The sequence below is a fragment of the Hyunsoonleella aestuarii genome (assembly GCF_006148925.1).
Classification (GTDB): Bacteria; Bacteroidota; Bacteroidia; order Flavobacteriales; family Flavobacteriaceae; genus Algibacter_D; species Algibacter_D aestuarii.
The window spans coordinates 41528-62678 of sequence record NZ_VAWB01000003.1 but is presented as its reverse complement, the minus strand read 5'-3'; the positions used below and the strand labels follow the sequence as shown (position 1 = coordinate 62678).

Sequence of the window (21151 nt, the reverse complement as noted above, 5' to 3'; positions counted from 1 at the left end):
ATGATTATTAGTGTTATAAGGTTACACTAATCGATAATGACTCTTATTTTATGCGCCAATTCTTTTTATTAAGCTTTGTCTTTGTAGCAGGTATTACTGTTTTTAGTCAAAGTAATACAAATCCATTATTAACAAATGATAGGGAAGCTCAACAAAAATGGGTTGATAGCGTTTATAATGCTATGACATTAAAGGAACGTATAGGACAGCTATACATGGTTCAAGTGATGTCTAACCAAGACTCCAAATCAAAAAACGCCTTAATTAAATTAATAAGGGACCATCACATTGGTGGTATCATTTATTCTAATGGAGGTCCATTAAGGCAAGCAGAACTTAATAATGAGATGCAACACCTGTCCAAAACACCTTTGCTTATTGGTATGGATGCAGAATGGGGTTTAAGTATGCGATTAGATTCTACCTATGCTTTTCCTTGGAATATGACACTTGGAGCTATTAAAGACAATAAGCTTGTTGAAAAGGCGGGACAACATATTGGTGAGCATTGCAAGCGTTTAGGGGTTCATTTTAATTTTGCACCTGTTGTCGATATCAATACAAATCCCAATAATCCCATAATAGGTAATCGCTCTTTTGGAGAAGATCGTGATAATGTAACCGAAAAGGCGTCTGCATTTATGAAAGGGATGCAAGATGCTGGTGTAATGGCTAATGCGAAGCATTTTCCTGGGCATGGAGATACAGAGCAAGATTCCCATCATACGCTGCCAACCATTAATTTCAGTGAAAAGCGAATCGATTCTATTGAATTGTATCCGTATAAGAAATTAATTAAAGAAGGGCTTTCAAGTGTTATGGTAGCGCATCTTAATGTGCCTAGTTTAGAACCTAGGGATGGCTATCCTTCTTCTTTATCGAAACATATTGTTACTGGTATTTTAAAAGAAAAATTAGGCTTTAAAGGGCTTATTTTTACCGATGCTTTAACTATGAAAGGGGCTGCTGATTTCAGTGAAACAGGAGATATTGATTTAGCGGCGTTTAAAGCTGGAAACGACGTTATGCTTATGTCGGAAGATGTTGGTATTGGAGTTTCAAAGATTTTAGAGGCTATAAATAAAGGAGAAGTCTCTGCAATACGATTAGAACATTCGGTTAAAAAAATACTTCAAGCAAAGTATAAAGTCGGTTTAAATAACTATGAACCTATAGGTTTATACAATTTACATGAAGATTTAAATAGATTAGAAGATGATTTGCTTTATGAAGATCTTATTGAAAATTCTATTACGGTTGTAAAGAACAAGGATGAGCTAATCCCTTTTCGTCAATTAGAAACCAAGCATATCGCCTATGTTGAATTAGGAGATGATAGCGGTTCTGCGTTTTTCAAGGAGTTAAAAAAATACACTAAAATTCATGAGATTACATCTGATAACTTTGATGAATTAACAAAGAAACTACAACCGTATAATACTTTGGTTATAGGATTGCACCGCTCGAATGACAATCCATGGAAAGGTTATAAGTTTAAAGATGAAGAACTGGAATGGATTTATGAAATTTCCAAAACTCACAAAGTTGTACTAGATATATTTGTTAAACCATACGCACTACTCGATTTAAAGAATTTAGCAGACATTGAAAGCATTGTAGTTAGCTATCAAAATAGTGAAATTGCTCAGCAGAAGTCGGCTCAACTTATTTTTGGAGCGATACCTTCCAAAGGGTTTTTACCTGTTTCAACTGGACCTTTTTTTAATGTTGGGGATGGTATTGAAAATACAGCTATTAATCGTTTGAGTTATGGACTACCAGAACAAGTAGGTATAAATTCTAAAAAATTAAAAAAAATAGATTCGATTGCCAATGTTGCTGTACAAGGTAAAATGACTCCGGGAATTCAGTTATTGGTTGCAAGAAAAGGCAAAGTCATATATAACAAAAATTTTGGTAAGCATACCTATGAAGGAAAAGAAAGGGTTACCAGTGACGATTTATACGACGTTGCTTCATTAACCAAGATAATAGCAACCTTACCACTATTAATGGAGTTGGAAGAGCAAGGTCTTGTGTCTCTCGATAACAAGCTGCCTGAAATTTTACCAGAGTATGAAGGATCGAATAAAGCGAATATAACTATTAAGCAAATGCTGTCTCATTATGCTAGATTAAGACCTTGGGAGCCTTTTTATTATAAGACTTTAGATTCGGTAACAAAGCGTCCAAGTGATAAGTATTATAGTAAAGAAAGAAGTAGTAAATTCAACATTGAAGTTACTAAAGATTTATTTTTAAGGTCTGACTATCAAGATTCTATTCAAGAAATTATAAAGGAATCGGAACTATTGAATAGACTTCGATATAGGTATAGTGATTTTCCATATTACATTTTAAAGAAATTTATTGAACATCATTACGACAGAACACTAGATGAATTGGTGCAAAACCACTTTTATGAGTCTCTAGGAGCTAATAATACCATGTATAATCCGTATTATAAAATTAGTAGTAAAAAAATTATCCCTACTGAGATTGATGACTATTATAGATTTCAGAAGGTGCATGGATTTGTTCATGATATGGGAGCTGCAATGCAAAATGGAGTAGGCGGTCACGCAGGTGTATTCAGTAATTCTAATGACGTGGCTAAAATTATGCAAATGTTTTTGCAGAAAGGTTTTTATGGCGGTAAGCGCTATTTTAGAACAGAAACAATGAACAAGTTTAACACATGCTATTATTGTGAAAAGGATAATAGAAGAGGAATTGGATTTGATAAACCTCAGTTAGGAGACGAGGGTCCAACATGTGGATGTATTTCTATGACAAGTTTTGGTCATTCAGGTTTTACAGGAACCTATGCTTGGGCAGACCCCGAAGAAAAAATTGTTTATGTATTCCTTGCAAATAGAACTTACCCTAAGGCTGGAAAGAATTTGTTATTAAAGGAAAATATTAGAACCGAAATACAACGCCTAATTTACGAAGCGATTGAAGATTAAAGTACTTAAATTTAAAATATGAAAATAGGAATAGTTTGTTATCCTACATTTGGCGGAAGTGGTGTTGTGGCGACAGAACTTGGTTTGGAATTATCTAAACGTGGTCACGAGATTCATTTTATTACTTATAATCAACCTGTTAGATTGGAGTTAGTGAGTCACAACGTACACTATCATGAAGTGAATGTGCCAGAATACCCGTTGTTCCATTATCAGCCTTATGAATTGGCACTATCGAGTAAGTTGGTAGATATGGTAAAGCTTCACAAGATTGAAATTCTTCATGTACATTACGCCATTCCACATGCCTATGCCGCTTATATGGCTAAAAAGATGTTACAAGAAGAAGGAATTTATGTGCCAATTGTAACGACATTACATGGAACAGATATAACTCTTGTTGGCAGCCATCCTTTTTATAAACCTGCCGTTACGTTTAGTATAAATAAATCGGATGCTGTTACTGCGGTGTCTAAAAGCTTAAAGGACGATACCTTGCGTTTATTTGATATTAAAAACGACATTCATGTTGTGCCTAATTTTATTGATTTAGATAAGTACAATCATAGTTTTACAGATTGTCAGCGAGGGATGATGGCAAATGATAATGAAAAAATAATTACTCATATTAGTAATTTGCGACCTGTTAAACGGGTGCAAGATGTTATTAGCGTATTCCATAATATTCAAAAGGAGATACCTGCTAAACTTATGTTTATAGGGGAAGGTCCAGAAAAAGAAAATATAGAACTGCAATGCCAGAAATTAGGCATATTAGATAAGGTCATTTTCTTTGGAAGAAGTAATGAAATAGATAAAATATTATGTTTTAGTGATTTGTTTTTATTGCCTTCACAAACCGAAAGTTTTGGTTTAGCAGCACTTGAAGCCATGGCATCGGGTGTTCCAGTGATATCAAGTAATACAGGAGGAATTCCAGAAGTGAATAAACAAGGTGTTTCGGGCTATTTGAGTAATGTAGGTGACATTGAAGATATGACTAAAAATGCATTACACATTTTAAAGGATGATGCTCGCTTGAAAGTATTTAAAGACAATGCAAGGAACGAATCTCTAAAATTCGATTTACATACTATTGTACCTCAGTATGAGGCCATATACGAAGATACCTTAACCAAGTGTTTGGTGCTTTAATTTTAATGTAAGTTATTTTTTTAAAAAAATAAAATAGATAAAACGCAAGCTAATAGCTCGCGTTTAAATTTATTATTAAGGAAATAATTGGTGTTCTATTTTGTTAATGGTGAATGATGTTCATGAACCATTTTCCATTCACCTTTTGTTTTAACAAATAGCAAAGTAATAAGATTATTAATTGTACCAATTCCCTTCACTTCAAAATCTGATATAAAAGTTACATTAGCTACATTCCTATGATATAAAGCAATATTTAAAGTATTTTCTATATAGGCAAACTTCTCAACCGTGTAATTACCAAAAAGTGCACGTTCATGTTCTTCATTACCCTCACTATCAGTAAGAAATCCATTACCTTCGGCATCGTAGTTAAATTCGGTAAACTTTGGACCATAGGCATGGAAAGAGATAAGTTCATCCATGTTTTCGGCTCCTGTTCCAGAATTTGCCATTATAGTTGCTCCAATGGCTCCAAAAGTTGCATAGACCTCTAGTTGTGCATTTGAAGCTGAACTCGGGTCAAAGTCCGAAAGAATGTTGCTCGGTTTAATCCCAGTGGATGGTAAAATCTTTAAAGGAGAATGATGTTCGTGCACCATTTTCCATTCCCCCTTTGTTTTAACAAATAATAAAGTAATTAGATTATTGACTGTAATTTCACCAAGTGGATGAGTATCTAATACAAAATCTGAGATAAAGGTTAAATTAGCTACATTCCCATAATATACAGCAATTTTCAAAGTTCCAGGGAGAGCGGCAAATTGTTTAACTCCACCAGGTTTTACAATTTCACCAAATAACATACGTTCATGTTCTTCATTACCCTTGCTATCAGTAAGATATCCATTACCGTTGAAATCATAATTAAATTCAGTAAACGTGGCATCATAATCATGAAAAGAGATAAGTTGATCCATAAATTCTGAATCTGTACCAAGGCCTGCTCCTTTTGTTATACTTGTTGCAATGGCGGTAAAAGTTTTTAAGACCTCTGCTTGTGCTTCTGGATATTCCTGGTTAATTACGCTACCACCGTTTTTCGATGTCAATTGAGCTGCTGATTTAGCTTCTGGCTCAGACACAGTGGATTGATCAACATCACCACAAGCTGTAATGAATAGGGCAAAAATATTAAGAACTGCAAATTTTAAAATTGTTTTCATAATAATATATTTAAATGATTAATACCGTTAGACATTTTTGTTATAAATGCCTGATTATACTACAAAGCTATTATGAAACTTGATTAACATCATGGACTATTTCTTCAAAAACTAGGACTAATTCTGTAATATTACGAAAGTTGCGTAACGTTATTATGGTGAAAACTTGAAATAAAAAAAATGGTGGTATTACGCAGTATTACTTGGAAATAGCACTAGGAGCAGAGCCAAATTCCTCCTTAAAAACACGGCTAAAATAGGAAGGGTCGTTAAATCCTACTTCGTAAGCAACTTCAGAAATTGTTTTGTTGGTAGTTTGAATTAATTTTTTCCCTTTTTGGAGTCGAATAGATCGAATAAACATAGATGTAGATTTTCCGCTAGTGGCTTTTAACTTTCGATACAATTGTGATTCACTAAAATGTGATTTTTTTGCTAATTCTACAGGACCAAAATCTGTCTGAACAATATTATTATGGATTACTGTAATAATCTTGTCAAGAAATTTTGTTTCAGAATTTTTGATATTCTTGTTTAGCAGACTCTCGATGCCAACTTTCTCAAATTTGCTCAACATTTTCTTGCGTAGAAGAGTTAACTGGTCGATGCGCGTTAATAATTCTTCTTTTTCAAAGGGTTTTGTTAGATAGGCATCTGCACCATGAGCAAGTCCTGTAAGTCTATCTTCAAAAGTGGCTTTTGCGGTGAGCATGATGATAGGAATGTGATCTGTTAATTCGTTTGATTTTAAGCGTTCACAAACTTCAAAACCATCTTTAATGGGCATCATCACATCACAAATAATAATGTCTGGAATTTTTTCTAAAGCCATATCTATACCAATGGCACCATTAGGTGCATGAAGAATACCATATTTTTCAGTTAAACAAGTTTTTATATAATGAGCAACATCTATATTGTCTTCAACAATAAGTACAAGTGGTAAACTCGAATCAGAGTTATTTATAGATTGATTATTTTCCGACACCAATTGTTCTGTATTAGCTTGGAAAAATGTTGTCTTTGAAGCGAGTTCAGAACCATCAGCTGAATTGGCATTATTTGTAATTGGAATAGTAATACAGAAAACACTGCTTTTTCCTAGTCTGCTTTCTACATCTATGGTACCATTCATCAATTCTACAAAATCCTTAACTAGAGCTAATCCAATGCCAGTGCCTTTTTGAAGTTTGGATGACGAGTTATCTACTTGATAGAACTTATCGAAAATATGTAATTGTTCTTCTTTAGAGATTCCTAAACCTGTATCTATAACTTTTATTTCAACAAAATTAGTTTTATGAATCTCAACCTTTTTAATATTTACTTTTACTTCACCATTTTCTGAAGTGAACTTTATGGCATTAGATAATAAATTGGTAATAATAGCCATAAATTTATTTACATCTATATCCATTTTAATATGCTCAAGATCACAATGAATAGAAAACTTAATTCCTTTTTCTTCAGCAAGCGATTGAAAGCTTTGAGTTAGATATTTGGTAAAAGGAATTATATCAGTTTGAACTGAATTCAATTCCATGTTACCACTTTCAATTTTGGCAAGATCTAGCATTTCATTAATTAAATGTAATAGGCCATCACTATTACGATCAATGATCTCTAATGAATTTTTAAGATCATCATGTTGATTGTTTTTTATATTTGATTTAATGGTACTTGTTATACCTTTTATTACGGTAAGTGGTGTTCTAAATTCATGTGTAATATTAGTGAATAGCGCATTTTTCAATTGGTTAATCTCTTGAAGTCTTTTTCTTTCTGAAGCAGCCATTCTCCGAGAAATCACAAAATATGCTATTGCAGATAAAAGTACTAATAGCCCTATAGTTAAAAATAGATTCTTTTCACGATTTTTTTTACGCAAGCCTTCTTCGTAAGTCAGATTTAATAATTCCTTTTCTTGAGCTTGAGATATACTATCAGCAATTATTTGATTATTAAAAACAATGGATTGAATTTCTGTTCTAGCTTTATCTACTTTCTCGTCGTCATTGGCTATTTGATATTTTTCAAAATAATCGAGAGCTATTGCTGGACGATTTAGTTTTTTATTGACTTCATAAAGACTTTTAAAAAGACCAGATTCAAGTTTCCAATTATTGACCATATTGATGTTTAGGCATTCTTCACATTCTTTTAAAGCTTTTGTATAATTTTTAAACCCATAATCTATTTGACATTTCCACAAATGGATTTTCATTAAAAAATCTCTTTCGTATTTAGGAATAGGATATTTTTCGGTAACTGCGATGTATTCATTTAAATATTTAGTTGCTTCTGAAAATTGTTTCTCGATGATGTATATTTCAACAAGTTTGCCAGTTCCAACATTTGCGTATTCTTCAAGGCCAATTTCTTTTGATAAGCGAATGGCTCTTTTCCAGTATTCTATTGATTTTGGAAGATTTCCCAATTTATGATAAATCTCTCCTAAATTACCATTGGCTGCCGAGATACTTTTTTTTATTTTATGTTTTTCGCTTAATTCTAAATGTTTCAAATGATATTTTTCAGCCTCCTTATAGTCGCCCAAATCCCTGTAAATAAAACCTTGATGCACAATACTCCAGCCTTCATTTAAAGGATCACCTAGTTCTTTGTAAAGCTTTTCGGATTTTTGTAATATTTTAAAAGAATTGGTGTAATCTTCGTATTTTGAATACAGATACCCTAAATCAAATAGTTTTTCGGCATAAAGGAATCTGTCTTTGTTTTTTTTTGCTAATTCTAATCCTTTAGTATAGATTTTTTCTCCAGTTTCAAATTCTTTAAGCTCAAAATAAATTTTACCAATTAATGTGCTGGCTTCAATTTCAAATTGAAGATTCTTCTTCTTTTGAGCTGAATTAAGCATTTGTTTACTTAAAACAAGAGCACTGTCTATTTTAGTAAATAGATAATACTTTTGAACCAAATCAATCATAGAATTAAATCTAATTGAATCATTTAGATTTAAATTATTCCATGTACTATAAAGAGTTTCTTTTTCTTTTTGTGCAGATGCTTTAAAAAGGAATAATAGAACGAGTATAAATGTAAAGTACAATTTCATTCTATATCTAAAATATCATTTTTTTCTTTCAAAATCAAATTGTTAAATAGATTTTAAGGTATAAAAAAAGCGTCAATTAAGACGCTTTTATATATAAACTTATTTTCTAGACTAACTAGAACTGATATCTAAGTCCTAAAGCGATATCAAAATCTAAATCGTCATTAAAATCTCCGAATCCAATTTCAGGTCTAAAATCTAATGAGATAAGTAATGGAATATCAAAATCGTATTCAATACCTATATCACCGGCTGCGAAGAAAAAGGTTTCGTTGTCACTAAAATTTCCACCACCTGGGATAGGAACATTTACATCAAAAGATCCTAATCCACCACCAGCACCTACATACCAGTTAAAACCTTGGTCTAAAGGGAAAACCCATTGGTATAATCCAGCTATTTTAAAACCATCATAATTATTTCCATCGCGCCATCCTAAATCAATTTCTAAACGGTTGTTATCTCCTAAGGCACGCTGGTATGATATTTCGGCCCCAAAACCGTCGCTGTCTCCTAACCTTAAACCTAAAGCATTATCTGCAATGGCTTGAGCGTTAGAAGCAAATGAAAATCCAATTAATGCTACTGTTAAAAAAAATAATTTTTTCATAAAGTTAAATTTTTGTTTGTTTTAATTGAGACACTTTTTTATAAATACGTCACTTTTTATAATTCAGATTATATTTACAAAAATAACGCCAAAAATGTATTTATATTTAACTTCTTTTTACATTTATCAACATTTTAAAATTAAATGAGCTTATCATCACATTTACAGTCTTTAAGTAAAAAACTAGTTGGAGAATTACTATATGACGATTTGGTAAAAGCTATATATGCAACTGACGCTTCTGTATATAAAATGTTGCCTTTGGCAGTAGCTTACCCAAAAAACGAGGATGACTTAAAGCAACTAATTCAGTTTGCTAAAAACCATAAAACATCCTTAATACCACGTACGGCTGGTACTTCATTAGCAGGGCAATGTGTAGGAACTGGTATTGTGGTTGATGTTTCAAAACACTTTACCAAAATTATTTCTCTTGATGAAGAAAAGAAAACTGTTACTGTACAGCCTGGAGTAGTAAGAGATGCCCTGAATAATTATTTAAAGCCTTATGGCTTGTTTTTTAGCCCTAATACTTCAACGTCTAACCGATGTATGATTGGTGGTATGGTAGGAAATAATTCATCTGGGACAACTTCCATCCAATATGGTGTTACAAGAGATAAGGTTTTGGAATTAAAAACTCTTTTAAGTGATGGGACAGAGGTAGTGTTTGGTGATGTTAATTCAGAAATGTTTAAATGCAAGATGAATGAAGATTCATTGGAAGGAAACATTTATAAAACAATTTATACTGAATTAGAATCGGAAACGGTTCAAAAAAGAATTCATGCACATTTCCCAAAGATCGAGATACATAGAAGGAATACAGGTTATGCCATTGACGAATTAATTAAATCTGCGATTTTTTCTGATAGTGAAGAACCTTTTAATATGTGTAAACTATTATCAGGAAGTGAAGGCACATTAGCATTTACAACGCAGTTGACTTTAAAATTGGACAAGTTACCACCTTTAGAATCTATTATGGTAGCCGCTCATTTTGATAGTATAGAACTTTGTATGAGTGCTGTTCAAGTTGTTATGAAGCATAATTTGTACACCTGTGAAATGATGGATAAAACCATATTAGATTGCACAAAACATAATAAAACGCAACAAGAGAATAGACAATTTATAGTTGGTGACCCAAAGGCTATTCTCATTTGTGAGGTAAAGGCAGATACAGTAGATGAGGTCAATGTTTTGTCTGAAAAGCTCATAGAAGACATTAAGACCGCTAACTTAAGTTATGCTTTCCCAGTATTAGAAGGAAATGAGATTAATAAAGCGTTAGATTTAAGAAGTGCAGGTTTAGGGTTGTTAGGAAATATTGTTGGAGATAAAAAAGGTGTTGCCTGTATTGAAGATACGGCAGTCGCACTGCCTGATTTAGCAAATTATATTTCAGAATTTACGGCTTTAATGAGAAGCTATGACCAAGAGGCTATATACTATGCTCATGCCGGCGCTGGCGAAATTCATTTACGCCCTATTTTAGATTTGAAGAAAGGTGAAGATGTTGGTTTGTTTAGAATGATAACGACCGATGTTTCTAAATTAGTTAAGAAGTATAATGGGTCTATGAGCGGGGAGCATGGCGACGGTATTGTACGTTCAGAATTTATATCTAATATGATTGGAGATGAAAATTATCAAATTTTAAAGCGTATAAAACAAGCTTTTGATTCGCATAATATTTTCAATCCTGGAAAAATTGTAAATGCGCTTCCTATGGATAAGTCACTACGATATGAAACTAATCGAGAGGAGCCTGAAATAAAAACTATTTTAGATTTTTCAAAATCTCAGGGTATTTTGCGAGAAGCTGAAAAGTGCAATGGTTCTGGAGATTGTAGAAAGTTACCTGAGTTTGGTGGAACCATGTGCCCAAGTTACCGAGCCACTAAAAATGAAAAGGATACAACACGTGCAAGAGCTAATGCGCTCCGTGAGTTTTTAACAAACTCAGATAAGGTAAATAGATTTGATTATAAAGAACTCAAAGATGTTTTCGATTTGTGCCTGAGTTGCAAAGCGTGTGCTAGTGAATGCCCCAGTAGTGTTGATGTCGCAAGTTTAAAAGCGGAGTTTCAATATCAATATCAAAAGACAAATGGATTTAAGTTTAAAGATAAATTCTTTGCTAAGTCTACAAAGTACAATAAAATTGCTTCACGAGTTCCAAAGTTTTATAATGCGTTATTTCAGAATAGTCTCACTGGTGGAATAATAAAGAAAACTCTAGGAATTCATCCAGAACGGAGTTTACCTACAATATCAAAATCTTTTACGAGCTGGGATAATTTTACTGGTTGGATTGATGGAATAGATTATCAGCAAAGCCCAATAAAAACAATTTATCTTTTTGTGGATGAGTTTATAAACTACCTAGAATCGGAAATTGCTATAGATGCCATGGTTCTATTAGAAGCTTTGAATTATAAAGTTATTCCAATATATAATTTAGAAAGTGGTCGTTCATTTATTTCGAAAGGCTTTTTAGAAGAAGCTAAAGATTTAGCCAATACTAATATTGAAACTGTCAAGGATTTGATTTCAGAAGAAACACCGTTAATCGGTATTGAGCCTTCAGCTATTTTAACATTTAAAGATGAATCTTTAAAATTAGCAGATGATAAAGTTTCAGCTGAAACTATCTCAAAAAACACTTTCTTAATTGAAGAATTCATTCAACAAGAAATAGAACTCGGAAATATTACTAGCGACAATTTTATTTCAGAATCTAGAACCATTAAGTTTCATGGGCATTGTCATCAAAAGGCTATGAGCAATCAATTGTCCAGCTTTGCTGTGTTGAATTTACCAAAAAACTATAATGTCACTATTATCCCGAGTGGTTGTTGTGGTATGGCGGGAAGTTTTGGTTACGAGAAAGCGCATTACGACGTAAGTATGAAAATAGGAGAGACGACCTTGTTTCCTGCAATTCGCAAAGCTTCACACCAAACAATAATTTCAGCCAACGGGACTAGTTGTAGACATCAAATAAAGGATGGTACCCAAAGAATTGCAAAGCATCCAATTACTATTTTAAAAGAAGCTTTAGTTTAATAACGTTTATAGTAGTTTATTCCTTGTTTAATATGGTAATGGCAGAGATGAGGTCGTTACTATGCTTAAAATCTTCTTCAGCATCATCATCAACTACAAAAGGAGTAAGTTTGTCTTGATTAAAATTATAGATTTTCCATCGATTAAATTGATACTCTAAGGCGGTAAAGTTTTCAACCCAATCACCAGAATTTAAATAAGTTGTTTTACCATGCTTATTTTCATACACCTGTATTTTAGGTTGGTGAATATGTCCGCAAATAACATAATCGTACCCATTTTCTATAGCAAGATCGGTAATTACCTTTTCAAAATTATTAATGTATTTCATGGCACCTTTAGCACCATTTTTCACGCGTTTAGAGATTGAATAACGTTCTTTTCTACGTTTTTCAAAATACCAATTAACAAGTCTATTTAATAGTGTAAGTAAGTCATATCCGTAGCCTCCAAGTTTGGCTAGCCATTTGGCATTCTGGATAGAAATATCGAATATATCACCGCGAAAAAACCAAGCTTTTTTTCCGTTTAATTCTAGTACAGCTTATCAACAATAGAAATGTTTCCAATTGTTGTATCACTGAATTTTCTCAACATCTCATCATGGTTACCAGTAATGTAAATTACTTCGACATCATTGGCAGCCATAGACATTATTTTTTTGATAACTTTTAATTGAGATTTAGGCAAATAACGTTTGCTAAATTACCAAATATCGATAATATCTCCATTGAGTATGAGCTTTTTAGGACTAATGCTATTGAGATAAGTTAATAGATGTTTGGCATGACAACCATAGGTGCCAAGGTGGACATCTGATATTACGGCTATTTCAATTTTGCGCTTTATTTTCAACTTAAAAAATGTATTTTATAAAGTACAAATAACTACTTCTAGTATTATTTGATTATTATCCCATAATTATCAATATATCAGCGTATTGTTAAATAATTGTTATGTGTATTTGTAATATAGATGTTGTTATCTATTAATTTCATTTCCTTATTTATTGGAATAGCTTTATTTTAGCCAAAAATTGATATTATGGCTGGTAATTCCTTCGGAAAACTATTTCATTTGACGACGTATGGTGAATCTCATGGTCCTGCTTTGGGAGGTGTTATTGACGGTTGTCCTTCGGGAGTTAAATTAGATTTAGAGGCGATACAAGATGAATTAAATAGACGCAAACCGGGTCAGTCTGCAATTGTAACTCAACGTAAAGAACCGGATACCGTAAAATTTTATTCTGGTATTTTTGAAGGTATTACTACTGGCACTTCAATAGGATTTGTTATTGAAAATACTAATCAAAAATCTCACGATTACTCACATATTAAAGACAGTTACAGACCAAGTCATGCAGACTATACTTACGATAAAAAATATGGTGTAAGAGATTATCGTGGTGGAGGACGCAGTTCTGCTCGTGAAACTGCTTGTCGCGTGGTTGCTGGAGCAATAGCAAAACAAGTAATAAAAGATGTTGAGATAATAGCTTATGTTTCTGGTGTAGGAACTATGAAACTTGATAAATCTTATAACGATTTAGATCTTACTAAAATTGAATCTAATATTGTACGTTGCCCAGACCAAGAGATGGCAGCCGATATGGAAAAATACATTAAGGAAGTTCGTGGCAAAGGTGATACTGTTGGAGGAATAGTGAGTTGCGTTATTAAGAACGTACCAGTAGGACTAGGCGAGCCTGTTTTCGATAAACTACATGCCGAATTAGGTAAAGCAATGCTTTCTATTAATGCTGTAAAAGGTTTCGAATACGGCAGTGGTTTTCACGGGAGTACCATGTATGGCAGTGATCATAACGATGCATTTAATAATGACGGTACCACTAAAAGCAATTACTCTGGTGGTATTCAAGGCGGTATAAGCAATGGTATGGATATTTATTTTAATGTGGCATTTAAGCCTGTTGCAACACTTATTCAGAAATACGAAACCATTGATAAAAATGGAAACACGGTCGAGATGCAAGGTAAAGGGCGTCACGACCCATGTGTAGTTCCTCGTGCAGTTCCTATTGTTGAAGCTATGGCAGCGTTAGTTATTGCCGACTTCTATTTAATGAATAAACTATATTCTTAAAATTGAATTGGTTAGTTAACCAATTCCAAGTAATGCCGTTTAAGGTCTAGTTTTATGTTTGTTAGTATTCCTTTTGAAACTTAACGCTATTAATAAGGCAAGCAATTATTTTTTCGATAAATAGATGACACTAGATAATATCTAACTACAAAAAGAGATTATTAAAAACATCAAAATTACTTATCTTGTTCTCCAGATATATATACTATATGAAAAAACTAGCACTACACTGGAAGATTATTATTGGAATGATTCTCGGAATTATTTTTGGGTTTATTATGAACACAATCGATGGAGGTAAAACCTTTGTAACAGATTGGATTGCGCCGTTTGGTACGATTTTTATTAATCTTCTTAAGCTTATCGCTGTTCCATTAATATTAGCTTCATTAATAAAAGGAATTTCAGACTTGAAGGACATATCAAAAATTAAATCAATGGGTCTTCGTACTATAGGTATTTATATCGGTACAACTTTAGTTGCCATTGTTATAGGCTTAAGCATCGTAAATACGTTTAAACCAGGAAATGGAATGCCTCAAGAGACTATTGAAAAGATTAAGCTTAAATATGAAAATGATGCTGGTGTAACGGATAAGTTAATGAAGGCATCTGCTCAAAAAGATGCTGGACCATTGCAAGCATTGGTTGATATTTTTCCGAGTAATATTTTTAAATCTTTTGCAGAGGCTTCTATGCTGCAAGTTATTTTCTTTGCACTTTTTGTTGGAATTTGTTTATTACTCATTGGAGAAAAAAAGGCAAAACCACTTGTTAATTTCTTCGATTCTTTAAATGAGGTCGTAATGAAAATGGTAGATTTAATAATGTTATTTGCCCCTTACGCTGTTTTTGCTCTTTTGGCAAATGTTATTATCGCATTTGATGATACGGAAATATTAATAAAACTACTTTACTATGCTTTTTGTGTAGTAGGGGGATTATTATTAATGATTACTTTTTATATGCTACTCTTAAGTGTTTATACTAAGAAATCACCAATGTGGTTTTTAAAAGAGATAAGTCCCGCACAGCTATTGGCATTCTCAACCAGTAGTAGTGCCGCAACCTTACCCGTAACCATGGAACGAGTAGAAGAGCATCTGGGTGTAGATAAAGAAGTATCTGGATTTGTTTTGCCAGTTGGAGCAACTGTAAATATGGATGGTACTAGTTTATATCAAGGTATTGCGGCTGTTTTCATTATGCAAGTTATTTGGCCTGAAGGTTTAACTTTTACCAATCAATTAGTAATTGTCTTAACCGCTTTACTGGCTTCTATTGGTAGCGCGGCTGTACCTAGTGCTGGTATGGTTATGTTAGTAATTGTTTTGGAATCCATAGGTTTTCCAGCAGAATTATTACCTATAGGTTTGGCACTTATTTTTGCAGTTGATAGACCTTTAGATATGTGTAGAACCGTTGTTAACGTAACAGGTGATGCCACAGTTTCTATGATTGTTGCCAAATCATTAGATAAATTGCATGACCCACAACCTAAAGAATGGGACGATCATTACGACAAAGTTAAATAAAAAAGAATACCAAATTTTTAATAGATTTGTGTGAGCCATTTATTTGAAGTTTAGCTTGCAGATTGTTATAATTACGATTAAAATAAAAATATTTATAAAATGAATGTATGTTTTATCATGTATCCTTGGGAAGAAATAGATCCAGAAAATGATACCAGTTTAGCATTAATTAAGGAATGCGTTAAGCGTAATCATGGAGTGGCTATGTGTACACCGGCAAGTTTAACTATTAGAAATAGTGTTACTACTGCTAATTGTACCGTGATAAATAGAATGGAAAAAACTCCAGCATCCTTAAGATCATTTTATAAAAAGGCAGATTTACGTGAAGAAATGCTTCCACTTGCTGGCTTCGACGTTATTTTCTTTAGAGCAAATCCACCATTGGATCCTATTATGCTTAATTTTTTAGATTCGGTTAAAGACGATGTATTTATAATGAATTCCTTAGAAGGTATGCGAGAGGCCAATAATAAACTATATACTGCCGCATTTGGCGATGCCCATAGCAATATAATTCCAGCTACTCATGTTTCAAAAAGTAAGCGATATTTGATAAAACAAATAAAAGAATCGAAATCGGATAAAATGATATTGAAGCCCTTAAATGGCTTTGGAGGTTCTGGTGTTATTCTTATTGAGAAATCTGCCATGAGTAATATCAATTCATTATTAGACTTTTATATTACCAACAGTGATGGTACATCAAGCTATGTGATTTTACAGGACTATATTGAAGGCGCCGATCAAGGTGATGTGCGCATTCTGATTTTAAATGGAGAACCCGTTGGTGCAATGAAACGCGTTCCTGGAAGTGATGATCATCGTTCTAATGTATCAGCTGGAGGAAGCGTCCAGAAACATACCTTAACCAAGACAGAGAAAGCTCTTTGCAAGCAGATTGGTCCAAAGTTAGTAAACGATGGCCTTTATTTTGTGGGTATCGATGTGATTGGAGGGAAGTTAGTTGAGGTAAATGTCATGTCTCCAGGAGGCATCACCTACATAAACAAAGTATATAAGCTCAAAACTAAGATAGAAGAAAAAGTTATTGATTTCCTTGAGATGAAAGTCATTGATAAGCTTCAAGCATTTGATAGACGCACGAGGTTGCGTAAAACAGTTCAGGACGCTTAAAGTTATTTGAATATCCCAATCAAAAAAGAAAATGCTAGAATTAAAAGAGCCCATTGTTTCAGTTAACTGGCTTAATGAACATCTAGAAGCCGACAATTTAATTATTCTGGATGGCACTATCAATAAGGTTTACGACGCAACACATCAACAAATTCTAAATACGCGTTTTTTTGATATTAAAGGTAAGTTTAGTGATAAATCAAATGCATTTCCTAGTGCATTTCCTTCCGTAGAACAATTTCAGTCTGAAGCAAGAGCTTTAGGAATTAATCAAGATAGTGCTATTGTGGTTTATGATGATAAGGGGATTTATTCGAGCGCAAGAGTGTGGTGGATGTTCAAAGCGTTCGGGTTTAATAATATTGCTGTTTTAAATGGTGGATTTCCTGCTTGGTTAAAAGTTGGATATACAACTGAAAACATGAATCTTTACGAAGGTAAAGGTGGTAATTTTGTTGCAAATCTTCAATCTGGTTATATGAAGTTCTTTAAAGATCTCGAGCATGCTTCAAAAAATAATACGCATGTCATTGTAGATGCTCGTTCTTCTGGAAGATTCAACAAAACAGAACCTGAACCTAGAGCAGGTTTAAGAATGGGAACGATTCCAAATTCACTCAATCTACCGTATACAGATTTGTTAGAGAATGGTATTTTAAAATCTAAGAAAGATTTAGCCAAAGCATTTTATATGGTTGCCAATACCTCAGACGATATTATTTTTTCATGCGGTTCTGGTCTTACGGCGTGTGTTCTAGCTTTAGGAGCTGATGTTTCAGGTTATAAAAATATTTCGGTTTATGATGGCAGTTGGACAGAGTGGGGTACTTTAGTAAAAGAATAGACTATGCAAAAGCTAGCATTAAAAGATATTATTACTAAAATTAAGAATGAAGAAATCTTTGAGGCGGTATCCTCAGATTATTCATTTACCATAAAAATTGATGAGTATGTTCCCTATGCTTGTGGTGCAGTTCACGATGGGCATCAATTTAGAAAAGAACTTTGGAAGAATTGTATTCATTCAGAATACGAACGCTGGTATGAAGAAGACCCCGAAACAAAAAATATGGTTAAAATGCATCCAATTGTTATTGCTGGTTGTGATTCGCGTTTCGAATACGATTTAAACCGTGGACCAGTAGATGCGGTTTTTGTAACGGCTTGGGGTAAGCAATTATGGAGAGAACCACTTTCAGAAACTATGAAGGCTAAAAGCCTTCAAAAGCACGCTAATTTTTATAAGGTGGTTCATGCTTTAATAGAAACACTAGAGTCCAAATTTGGGTTTTGTACGGTTTACGATATGCATAGTTATAATTGGAAACGGTGGGATAGGGAAGTGCCTACCTGGAATTTAGGCACTTCAAATGTGGATAACGCTCGTTTTGGAGAAGTTATTGAAGATTGGCGACAAAGCCTTTCAGAAATTAATTTTCCAAATGATATTAAGTCCACATCATTAATAAATGACACCTTCCATGGCAATGGATATTTCTTAAAATATATTACTAAAAACTTTAAAAATACCTTAGTTTTGGCTACCGAAATAGCGAAAGTATATTGTGATGAAAATGAGCAGGTTATATACCCTGAAGTGGTTAATACGATTGAAAAGGAATTAAAAATTCGAATTCCAGAGCATGCCCAGGCTGTATATAACAGATTTAAAAATTAGGTTTTATGAAGATTGATGGTAATGTGGCCTCTAAAGCACTATTAGAGATTGATAAAAATATAGATAAACTAGTTAAGCAAATTGAATTACTCAGTTATGTTAACCCTATAAATATTGAAGAAGAAAAAGCACGTTTTTTTTCATCGAAATATTTAACCGATCCGGTTTTTAAATATCCTACTATAAATTTTGATAAGTTTAAATTACACAGACAATTATTCACACAATCTTTAGAGTCAATTGAGGATGAAGAAATAAGAAACTTGTACGAAGATATTATTTATGCTTATTCTGGATTGATTCAATGTATTGAAACCATTGGTAACGGTAAAAAGTTTTATTACAACTGCTTGCATTGTTTTGGTACACCAACCGAAAATGATGTTGAGAACGCAAAGTTTATTTTGCATTTTGAAGATGATAATAGAGAGGTTACTTCATTTCAACCAAAATACAGTGCAAAAGATGCTGAGGTCTTTTTTAGAACTTTTTCTGAAGCATACGATTTTGATTACCGAATTGATTATTCCGATAAGATATCGGCTATAGCCATGGTTCTGAACAATATTAAAACTTTGGTTTTAAACACAAACCACACCTATTCCGATAATGAGATAGCTGTATTAACAAATCATGAAATTGGGGTTCATATGGTTACTACAATGAATGGATTATTACATCCCTTAAAAATATTTTCTCACGGTTTTCCTAATAATGAAGAAACTCAGGAAGGTTTAGCAGTATTTTCAGAGTATATGAGTAACAACCTCACGATTACGCGTCTTAAGGAGTTGGCATATCGTGTTATAGCGGTAGACACCTTAGCTAAAGGCTATCCATTCTCAAGGACTTTTAGGTTGTTACATAATCAATACGATTTAGATCGAGAAACAGCATTCTACATTACGCTTCGTGCCCACCGGGGTGGAGGATTTACAAAGGATTACTTGTATTTAACTGGACTTAAAAAAGTCTATGATTATTACCAATCTGGTAAGGATTTGAGTTTGTTGCTTACAGGAAAAGTATCTTTAGAATATGCAAATGAAATTCAATCCTTAATTGAAAAAGGATATGCAGTCCCTTCCAAGCACATCACAGATTCTTATACTGAAAATAAAAACACTAATAAAAAAGTAGATTTTATTTTACGGAGTTTAAAATAAGATCAATATTTCTTGGATTAGATTTTCGGTAAACTATTGAAACTCGGTTTTGTGTCTGATTATATGCCTTATCAAAATATGAGTAACCAAAATAAATACTATCTTTTTGTAATTTAAATTAAACTTAGCAATATTTCTTTTATTTCCTTTTAGCATACAAATCCTCTAAACTTTAAATAATTAATTTATTCTCAGTATTCTTGACTGTCATGTTTTAAAAAAGATACTGCATACTTATATTTGCAAATCATTTTAATCTTTAAAAGATTGCAATATGAAGAAATTATTATTTGTAATTCTTGTTTTTCCATTAATGCTTTCTGCACAAATAAATGAAAGCGATTCCCTTAATTTTAAGGCAAACCTTTCTATAACTGGATTTTGGCAAGATGGTAATGTTGAAACCATTATTTTTAGAACAAAATCTGAAATTGGTTTCAAGCCATGGAAGAATTGGGTATTTAAAACCAGAAATTCTTATGTGTACCAAGAATTTGGGAAAGAAAAAGCAGATGAGGATATATTAAGTTTAAACTTTTTGTATTTAAACCCAGATAGAAAGTTATATCCACTTGTTTTGGGTTTTGTAAGCACCAATTTTAGAAGGGAAATAGATTTACGCTCGCTATTTGGCTTAGGTATTACCTATCAAGCATATTCAAAGAAAGATGACTGGCTTAAGTTAGCACTAACAAGCGAATACGAGCAAACCGCATTTAACGAAACCAACTTCAATAAAGTAGAATATAATGGCAATAGACATATAAATACCATGCGAGCAACACTATGGGTGAATGGTAAATATTATTTATTTAAAAACAAGATGATATTAACGCATGAAAATTTTATACAACCTTCACTTGAAGAGGGAAATAACTACCGTTGGCAAACCGATTTAGGATTGGAATTCCCTGTTTGGAAATACCTTAACTTTAAAATAAACTACCTGCATACTTTCGAGAGTATTGTAATTGAAGGACAGGAACAAGAAGATACTTTTTTAACTTTTGGCTTTACTTTAAAGAGTTATAAATCTAAATCTTAAATATAAAAATTGACTAGCCCAAAAACTTACTCCTAAGTTCGGGAGTAGGAATCATACAAGCCTCCTTTTTACCGTACCATTTATAGCGGTTTTTGGCTATAAAATCGTAAACCCAATTTCGTATAAAAGCTGGAATAACTAAAAATACAATAAGTATATTGATTGGGAACCCCAATTTAGAAGCTACTTTAAGTGCGGCAGTACTTTTGTATACAATTCCTTTTTCTGGATTGTAGAGTATAATGGAATCTATTTTTGCCGTGTTAATATTGTAATGCTCAACAATGCTTTTGCCAGTAGTGCCCTGCAAGGGAGCAAACATAAATTTGTTAGACGTGTCGTGCTTAATTACATATTTAACCGAGTTATTGCAAAGGTTACAAACACCGTCAAAAAGAATAAGACTTTTGTTATTTGGAACACCAAAATTCATATA

At 32.9% G+C, this 21151-nt stretch carries 14 protein-coding genes and 1 pseudogene; 10 read left to right on the top strand and 5 right to left on the bottom strand.

The window, feature by feature from the left end; all coding sequences use genetic code 11:
- Positions 1 to 50: 50 nt before the first annotated feature.
- Both FEF17_RS12590 and bshA read left to right on the top strand, forming a co-directional pair.
- Positions 51 to 2969, top strand: a complete 2919-nt coding sequence (locus FEF17_RS12590) for a serine hydrolase domain-containing protein (protein ID WP_139002771.1) — start codon at positions 51 to 53, stop codon at positions 2967 to 2969.
- Positions 2970 to 2987: 18 nt separating this feature from the next.
- Entirely contained in the window at positions 2988 to 4124 is a 1137-nt protein-coding gene (bshA, locus tag FEF17_RS12585; RefSeq protein WP_139002770.1) for an N-acetyl-alpha-D-glucosaminyl L-malate synthase BshA, read from the top strand.
- 95 nt (positions 4125 to 4219) lie between these two features.
- Here bshA and FEF17_RS14330 read toward each other — a convergent pair whose 3' ends face one another.
- The 3 genes from FEF17_RS14330 to FEF17_RS12570 form a co-directional block, all read right to left on the bottom strand.
- Positions 4220 to 5290, bottom strand: a complete 1071-nt coding sequence (locus tag FEF17_RS14330) for a nuclear transport factor 2 family protein (RefSeq protein ID WP_170181008.1) — start codon at positions 5288 to 5290, stop codon at positions 4220 to 4222.
- 199 nt (positions 5291 to 5489) lie between these two features.
- On the bottom strand, positions 5490 to 8366 hold the full coding sequence (locus FEF17_RS12575) for an ATP-binding protein (RefSeq protein ID WP_139002769.1): 2877 nt from the start codon (positions 8364 to 8366) through the stop codon (positions 5490 to 5492).
- 115 nt (positions 8367 to 8481) lie between these two features.
- A complete protein-coding gene (locus FEF17_RS12570) occupies positions 8482 to 8976 on the bottom strand; it encodes a hypothetical protein (protein ID WP_139002768.1) in 495 nt (164 codons plus the stop codon).
- Between the two features lie 144 nt (positions 8977 to 9120).
- Here FEF17_RS12570 and FEF17_RS12565 point away from each other — a divergent pair, with 144 nt between their 5' ends.
- Complete coding sequence (locus tag FEF17_RS12565) at positions 9121 to 12048, top strand: FAD-binding and (Fe-S)-binding domain-containing protein (protein WP_139002767.1); 2928 nt, start codon at positions 9121 to 9123, stop codon at positions 12046 to 12048.
- Positions 12049 to 12064: 16 nt separating this feature from the next.
- On the opposite strand, the pseudogene FEF17_RS12560 reads toward FEF17_RS12565, so the two are convergent.
- Positions 12065 to 12903, bottom strand: a pseudogene (locus FEF17_RS12560) (UDP-2,3-diacylglucosamine diphosphatase).
- A 189-nt stretch (positions 12904 to 13092) separates the two neighbouring features.
- Here FEF17_RS12560 and aroC point away from each other — a divergent pair.
- From aroC to FEF17_RS12525, 7 genes are all read left to right on the top strand, one after another.
- Positions 13093 to 14154, top strand: coding sequence for a chorismate synthase (gene aroC / locus FEF17_RS12555; RefSeq protein WP_139002766.1), 1062 nt, complete (start codon positions 13093 to 13095; stop codon positions 14152 to 14154).
- A gap of 209 nt (positions 14155 to 14363) precedes the next feature.
- Positions 14364 to 15689, top strand: a complete 1326-nt coding sequence (locus tag FEF17_RS12550) for a dicarboxylate/amino acid:cation symporter (RefSeq protein WP_139002765.1) — start codon at positions 14364 to 14366, stop codon at positions 15687 to 15689.
- A gap of 99 nt (positions 15690 to 15788) precedes the next feature.
- Positions 15789 to 16826, top strand: a complete 1038-nt coding sequence (gene gshB / locus FEF17_RS12545; protein ID WP_139002764.1) for a glutathione synthase — start codon at positions 15789 to 15791, stop codon at positions 16824 to 16826.
- Positions 16827 to 16857: 31 nt separating this feature from the next.
- Positions 16858 to 17670, top strand: coding sequence for a sulfurtransferase (locus tag FEF17_RS12540; protein WP_139002763.1), 813 nt, complete (start codon positions 16858 to 16860; stop codon positions 17668 to 17670).
- Positions 17671 to 17673: 3 nt separating this feature from the next.
- Positions 17674 to 18504: an N-formylglutamate amidohydrolase gene (locus tag FEF17_RS12535; RefSeq protein WP_139002762.1), complete on the top strand. Its 831-nt coding sequence runs from the start codon at positions 17674 to 17676 to the stop codon at positions 18502 to 18504.
- A 5-nt stretch (positions 18505 to 18509) separates the two neighbouring features.
- Positions 18510 to 19670: a peptidase MATCAP family protein gene (locus tag FEF17_RS12530; RefSeq protein WP_139002761.1), complete on the top strand. Its 1161-nt coding sequence runs from the start codon at positions 18510 to 18512 to the stop codon at positions 19668 to 19670.
- 274 nt (positions 19671 to 19944) lie between these two features.
- Complete coding sequence (locus FEF17_RS12525; protein ID WP_139002760.1) at positions 19945 to 20715, top strand: DUF481 domain-containing protein; 771 nt, start codon at positions 19945 to 19947, stop codon at positions 20713 to 20715.
- A 13-nt stretch (positions 20716 to 20728) separates the two neighbouring features.
- Here FEF17_RS12525 and FEF17_RS12520 read toward each other — a convergent pair whose 3' ends face one another.
- A complete protein-coding gene (locus tag FEF17_RS12520; protein ID WP_139002759.1) occupies positions 20729 to 21148 on the bottom strand; it encodes a thiol-disulfide oxidoreductase DCC family protein in 420 nt (139 codons plus the stop codon).
- Positions 21149 to 21151 lie beyond the last annotated feature (3 nt).

Coding starts and splice junctions, on each gene's coding strand:
- FEF17_RS12590 (WP_139002771.1), top strand. CDS start 51: ATGCGCCAATTCTTTTTATTAAGCTTTGTCTTTGTAGCAGGTATTACT.
- bshA (WP_139002770.1), top strand. CDS start 2,988: ATGAAAATAGGAATAGTTTGTTATCCTACATTTGGCGGAAGTGGTGTT.
- FEF17_RS14330 (WP_170181008.1), bottom strand. CDS start 5,290: ATGAAAACAATTTTAAAATTTGCAGTTCTTAATATTTTTGCCCTATTC.
- FEF17_RS12575 (WP_139002769.1), bottom strand. CDS start 8,366: ATGAAATTGTACTTTACATTTATACTCGTTCTATTATTCCTTTTTAAA.
- FEF17_RS12570 (WP_139002768.1), bottom strand. CDS start 8,976: ATGAAAAAATTATTTTTTTTAACAGTAGCATTAATTGGATTTTCATTT.
- FEF17_RS12565 (WP_139002767.1), top strand. CDS start 9,121: ATGAGCTTATCATCACATTTACAGTCTTTAAGTAAAAAACTAGTTGGA.
- aroC (WP_139002766.1), top strand. CDS start 13,093: ATGGCTGGTAATTCCTTCGGAAAACTATTTCATTTGACGACGTATGGT.
- FEF17_RS12550 (WP_139002765.1), top strand. CDS start 14,364: ATGAAAAAACTAGCACTACACTGGAAGATTATTATTGGAATGATTCTC.
- gshB (WP_139002764.1), top strand. CDS start 15,789: ATGAATGTATGTTTTATCATGTATCCTTGGGAAGAAATAGATCCAGAA.
- FEF17_RS12540 (WP_139002763.1), top strand. CDS start 16,858: ATGCTAGAATTAAAAGAGCCCATTGTTTCAGTTAACTGGCTTAATGAA.
- FEF17_RS12535 (WP_139002762.1), top strand. CDS start 17,674: ATGCAAAAGCTAGCATTAAAAGATATTATTACTAAAATTAAGAATGAA.
- FEF17_RS12530 (WP_139002761.1), top strand. CDS start 18,510: ATGAAGATTGATGGTAATGTGGCCTCTAAAGCACTATTAGAGATTGAT.
- FEF17_RS12525 (WP_139002760.1), top strand. CDS start 19,945: ATGAAGAAATTATTATTTGTAATTCTTGTTTTTCCATTAATGCTTTCT.
- FEF17_RS12520 (WP_139002759.1), bottom strand. CDS start 21,148: ATGAATTTTGGTGTTCCAAATAACAAAAGTCTTATTCTTTTTGACGGT.